The organism is Rhodopseudomonas sp. WA056, assembly GCF_010906995.1.
In the GTDB taxonomy this organism is placed as follows: domain Bacteria; phylum Pseudomonadota; class Alphaproteobacteria; order Rhizobiales; family Xanthobacteraceae; genus Rhodopseudomonas; species Rhodopseudomonas palustris_G.
The window spans coordinates 1-1,502 of record NZ_QPFS01000241.1 but is presented as its reverse complement, the minus strand read 5'-3'; the positions used below and the strand labels follow the sequence as shown (position 1 = coordinate 1,502).

Here is a 1,502-nt window from a genome sequence, read left to right as displayed (position 1 = left end):
GCCCTCAGACCGCTGACAAACCCCGTCGATTTTCGGCGGGGTTTTGTTTTTGGCGAGTGGCGCAGCGCCCGGTGTCTCAGCCTGGCGCGGGAATTGGCCCGGTGGCCAGTGCGAGGGCTATCTTCTTGATGTTCTGGGCGGCGGCTGCCAGCAGGCACTGGCATTTGACGGCCACCAGGCCTCTGAAGCGCGCGTAGCGGTGGCCATGGAGCTGTTTGGCGTCGGCAAAGGAACGTTCGACCGTCTCCTTGCGGCGTTTGTAGATGCGCTTGCCCCAGGGCGTTAGACGGTTGGCGTCGGTGCGCTCGCGGGCCTCGGCCCAGACGTGGCGGGTGATCAGACGAACCGCGTTGCGGCTCGACGTGCACGAGGCGAGCAGCGGACAGTCTTTGCAGATCGCAGGATCGCTCTTGTAGTGGCGGTAGCCGGTGCGATCGGTGGTGGAGTAGCTGAGTAACTGTCCCTGCGGGCAACGATAGCTGTCCAGCTCCGCTTCATAGGCGAAGGCCTTGTTCGGCATCATGCCGGGCCGCGGCGGGGTTGGCCGGCGATAGCCGATGACGCCCGGAATGTTGCGCTGTTCCAGGCCGTGGGCGATTCCTGAGGTGGCATAGCCGGCGTCGAGGCCGACGGCGGCGACATCAAAGCCGAAGCGTTGCCGTTGGCGATCGAGCCGGCCGAGATAGACGATCGAGTCGTGGACGTTGGCCGGCGTGGCGTGTGTATCGGTGATGATCCCGAGCCGGCCGTCGACGGTGCGGTGGTCGAGGTAGAAGAATCCCTTCGGCTTGCCTTCGCGCACCATGTAGCCGGCATCCGGATCGGTCCGCGACACCTTGGTCTCCTTCTCGACCGGCTGTCGCTCTTTCTCCGGGAGGGGTTTCTTGCCGTGGGCCGCGCGATCCGCCTCGATCGCGGCGTCCAGATCATCCCAGTAATCGGCCCGCGATTTGGCGACCACTGCGGTGTCGTAGCGGTTCTTGTTGGCGTTGGCCTTCAGATGCGTGGAATCGGTGTAGAGCACCGTGCCATCGACCAGCCCCTTGGCGATCGCCTGGGTCACGATCGCGTCGAAGATGTCCTGCGCGACCGCAGTGTCGTTGTAGCGGCGCCGCCGGTTCTGGCTGAGCGTCGAGGCGTCGAACACCGGATCGGTCAGCTTCAACCCCAGAAACCACCGATAGGCGACGTTGACCTCGATCTCGCGCACCAGCTGCCGCTCGGAGCGGATGCCGAACAGGTAGCCGATGAACAGCGCCTTGAACATCAGCGTCGGATCGAGCGGCGGCCGGCCGTTGTCTGGGCAATACAGCCCGGCGACCCGATCGTGGATGAACGAAAAATCGATCACCGCGTCGATCTTGCGAAGCAGGTGATCCTTCGGAACCAGACCGTCGAGACTGACCATCTCGATCGAAGTCTGTTGCGGTGAGGGTTTGCGAAGCATCCCCCATGGAATCAAAAGTCCCCGCCAATGGCGAGGACTTTGTCAGCAGTCTGAG

Annotated in this window: 1 protein-coding gene; it reads right to left on the bottom strand. The window is 63.7% G+C overall.

Annotated features, from left to right (window positions below; translation table 11 throughout):
* Window positions 1–76 precede the first annotated feature (76 nt).
* Window positions 77–1,447 (bottom strand): IS1182 family transposase, encoded by a 1,371-nt coding sequence (locus DU475_RS23760; RefSeq protein ID WP_142881867.1) that lies wholly within the window; start codon window positions 1,445–1,447, stop codon window positions 77–79.
* Between the last annotated feature and the right edge of the window lie 55 nt (window positions 1,448–1,502).

Coding starts and splice junctions, on each gene's coding strand:
- DU475_RS23760 (WP_142881867.1), bottom strand. CDS start 1,447: ATGCTTCGCAAACCCTCACCGCAACAGACTTCGATCGAGATGGTCAGT.